Here is a 3,339-nt window from a genome sequence, read left to right on the forward strand (position 1 = left end):
GCGCGGGTGAGACCGGCGGGGGCGCCGGGGCGACGCCGCGGCTGGCGGACGAGACGCTGCACCGGTTCTTCATCTGGTGCGGTGCCGACCTCGGGCTGCCGATCCAGTTTCACGTCGGGTACGGCGACCGCGACATCGACCTGCACAGGTGCAACCCGCTGCTGCTCACGGACCTGCTGCGGGCGCTCGACCCGGCGGGCGTCCCTGTCATGCTGCTGCACAACTACCCGTACCACCGGGAGGCCGGGTACCTGGCCCAGGTCTTTCCGCACGTGTACGCGGATCTCGGCCTGGCGACCCACAACGTCGGCAGCCGGGCGCCCGCGGTGCTCGCCGAGGCGCTCGAGATGGCGCCGCTGCGCAAGTTCCTGTTCTCCTCCGACGCCTTCGGGCTGCCGGAGCTCTACTACCTGGGCACGCTGCTGTTCCGGCAGGCGCTGTCGCGGTTCCTCCAGGCCCGGCTGGTCGTCGACGACATGTCGTACGCCGACGCCGAGCGTGTCACGCGGCTGATCGCGACGGACAACGCACGCCGCGCCTACCGGCTTCCCGGCTAAGCGGGCCAGGTCACGTCGCGCGGGTCAGCGGCTTGAGAAGGGCCAGGGCGCGGCCGGTCACGTCCTGCTCATCGGCTGGCAGCCATGTGACGCGCGGGTCGCGGCGGAACCATGACTCCTGGCGGCGGGCGAAACGGCGCGTGGCGCGCACCGTTTCCTCCCGCGCCTGGTCCAGCGTCCACTCCCCGTCCAGGTAGCGCAGCACCTGCTGGTAGCCGAGCGCGCGGCTCGCCGTCTTGCCGTCGCGCAGTCTCTCGCGATCGCGCAGCTCGCGCACCTCGGCCTCGAAACCGGCCGCCCACATGCGGTCCACCCGGGCCTCGATGCGGCGGTCGAGTTCCTGGCGCGGCAGCGCCAGGCCGATCTGGACGGCGGCGTGGCCGCCGTCGTAGCCGGGGAGGGTCGCGCTGAACGGGCGCCCGGACAGCTCGATGACCTCAAGGGCGCGCACGATCCTGCGGCCGTTGGAGGGCAGGATCGCGGCGGCGGCGCCCGGATCCAGTGCCATCAGGCGCCGATGGAGTGATTCGGCGCCGACGGCCGCGAGTTCGGTCTCCAATCGGGCCCTGATCCGCTCGTCGGTGCCCGGGAAGTCCAGGTCGCCGAGCGCCGCGCGCACGTACAGGCCGGAGCCGCCGGCCAGCACCGGGACCTTGCCGCGCGCCTCGATCCCGGCGATGACCTCATTCGCGAGTACCTGGTACTCGGCGACGCTCGCGGTCGTGGTGACGTCCCAGACGTCGAGCAAGTGGTGCGGGATCCCGCGGCGCTCGGCCATCGAGAGCTTGGCGGTGCCGATGTCCATGCCCCGGTAGAGCTGCATGGAGTCGGCGTTGACCACCTCGCCGCCGAGGGCGAGCGCGAGGCCCACCGCCAGGTCCGACTTGCCGGTGGCGGTGGCGCCGACGACGGCGATCAGCATGACCGTCAGCGGCGGGTAGGCATGCCGAGCAGGACAGGTGCGGGTGCCGGCGCCTCGGCGGCCGCCGAGGCGACCTGCCTCGCCTGCCAGGCGTCGCCCGCCCTCGTGCGCCGGACCTCGAGTGGCTCACCGTCGGCGATCAGGTAATGCGGCGCGGTGCTCGTCACCGTGGCGGTGACGATGTCGCCAGGCCGCGGCGCGGTCTCATGCGGGGCGAAGTGCACCAGGCGGTTGTCCCGCGCCCGGCCCGACATGCGGTGCGTCGCGGCGTCCTTGCGGCCTTCCCCCTCGGCCACCAGGACCTCCACGGTCGTGCCGTCGAAGCGCGCGTTCTCCGCCGTCGCGACCTCCTCGACAAGCGCGACGAGGCGGTCGTACCGGTCCTGCACGACGTCCGCGGGAACCTGGCCGTCCATCGTCGCGGCCGGCGTGCCGGGACGGATCGAGTAGCGGAACGTGAACGCGGACGCGAACCTCGCCTGCCGGACCACGTCGAGGGTGTCGGCGAAGTCGGCCTCCGTCTCGCCGGGGAAACCCACGATGATGTCGGTGGTGATGGCCGCGTGCGGGATGGCGCGCCGCACGTTGTCCAGGATCGCCAGGTAGCGGTCGCGGCGGTAGGCGCGGCGCATCGCCTTCAGCACGGTGTCCGAGCCGGACTGCAACGGCATGTGCAGGCTCGGCATCACGGCGGGCGTCTCCGCCATCGCCTCGATCACGTCGCCGGTGAAGTCCCGCGGGTGCGGCGAGGTGAACCGCACCCGCTCAAGGCCCTCGACCTGGCCGCAGGCGCGCAGCAACTTGCCGAACGCCTGCCGGTCACCGAACTCCGCGCCGTAGGAGTTCACGTTCTGCCCGAGCAGGGTGACCTCGATGACCCCGTCGCTGACCAGCGCGGTGATCTCCTCCAGGATGTCGCCGGGGCGGCGGTCCTTCTCGCGCCCGCGCAGCGACGGGACGATGCAGAACGTGCAGGTGTTGTTGCAGCCGACCGAGATCGACACCCACGCCGAGTACGGGGACTGGCGGCGGGCCGGCAGCAGGCTCGGGAAGGTGGCGAGGGTCTCTTCGAATTCGGCCTGCGCCTCCTGCCGCTGCCGTGCCTGCTCAAGCAGGCGGGGCAGCGCTCCGATGTTGTGGGTGCCGTAGACCACGTCCACCCAGGGGGCACGCTGGATGATCTGCGCGCGCTCCATCTGCGCCAGGCAGCCGCCGACGGCGATCTGCATGCCCGCGTGCGACTTCTTGACCGGGAACAGGTGACCGAGGTTGCCGTACAGCCGGTCGGCCGCGTTTTCCCTGACCGCGCAGGTGTTGAACACCACCAGGTCAGGGGTCTCGCCGTCGGGGGCTTTCGCGTACCCGGCGTCTTCGAGCAGCCCGGCGACGCGCTCGGAGTCGTGCGCGTTCATCTGGCACCCGTAGGTGCGGATCTCGTAGGTCCTGCCTTCTCCCACCTGACCAGGATAGGGGCGGGCGCGTGTTGTGGGGGCCCCGTGATGCTCTGCAGGCCGTCGTGATACTGCATAGGTCCATGACTGAGATCGCGCCATACGGGTCCTGGACATCACCGATCAGCGCCGCGGACGTGGCCAGAGGGGCGGTGGCCGTCGCGTTCCCCGCCGTCGCGGGGGACGAAGTCTGGTGGCAGGAGAGCCGCCCCGCCGAGGGCGGCCGCGTCACGATCATGGCGGCGGGCGCCGGCGATACGGCGCCGCGGGAACTGCTGCCAGCCCCGTGGTACGCACGCAACCGCGTGCACGAGTACGGCGGCCGGTCGTTCCTGCCCGTGCCGGAAGGGGCCGCCTTCGATCTCGTCTTCGCGAACTTCGCCGACCAGCGGCTGTACCGGTCCGGCGC

Annotated in this window: 3 protein-coding genes and 1 pseudogene; 2 read left to right on the forward strand and 2 right to left on the reverse strand. The window is 71.8% G+C overall.

Features of this window, described 5'->3' with window-relative positions:
• Nucleotides 1-557: amidohydrolase family protein (locus WA805_RS22620; RefSeq protein ID WP_425243343.1), on the forward strand; the 557-nt coding region annotated here is incomplete at its 5' end.
• Between the two features lie 10 nt (nucleotides 558-567).
• Here the strand turns inward: WA805_RS22620 and miaA are convergent.
• Together miaA and miaB are read right to left on the reverse strand one after the other, a co-directional pair.
• The gene (gene miaA, locus WA805_RS22625; RefSeq protein WP_425243344.1) at nucleotides 568-1,479 is read right to left on the reverse strand and encodes a tRNA (adenosine(37)-N6)-dimethylallyltransferase MiaA; all 912 of its coding nucleotides are present in this window, start codon (nucleotides 1,477-1,479) and stop codon (nucleotides 568-570) included.
• Nucleotides 1,480-1,484: 5 nt separating this feature from the next.
• The gene (gene miaB, locus WA805_RS22630) at nucleotides 1,485-2,936 is read right to left on the reverse strand and encodes a tRNA (N6-isopentenyl adenosine(37)-C2)-methylthiotransferase MiaB (protein ID WP_425243345.1); all 1,452 of its coding nucleotides are present in this window, start codon (nucleotides 2,934-2,936) and stop codon (nucleotides 1,485-1,487) included.
• Nucleotides 2,937-3,013: 77 nt separating this feature from the next.
• Here miaB and WA805_RS22635 point away from each other — a divergent pair.
• A pseudogene (locus tag WA805_RS22635) lies at nucleotides 3,014-3,339 on the forward strand (S9 family peptidase); the annotation flags it as partial.

This window comes from Trebonia sp. (assembly GCF_049794275.1).
Lineage (GTDB): Bacteria > Actinomycetota > Actinomycetes > Streptosporangiales > Streptosporangiaceae > Trebonia.

What these genes read in the sequence shown, in the direction of transcription:
- miaA (WP_425243344.1), bottom strand. Translation starts at nt 1,479, where the DNA reads ATGCTGATCGCCGTCGTCGGCGCCACCGCCACCGGCAAGTCGGACCTG.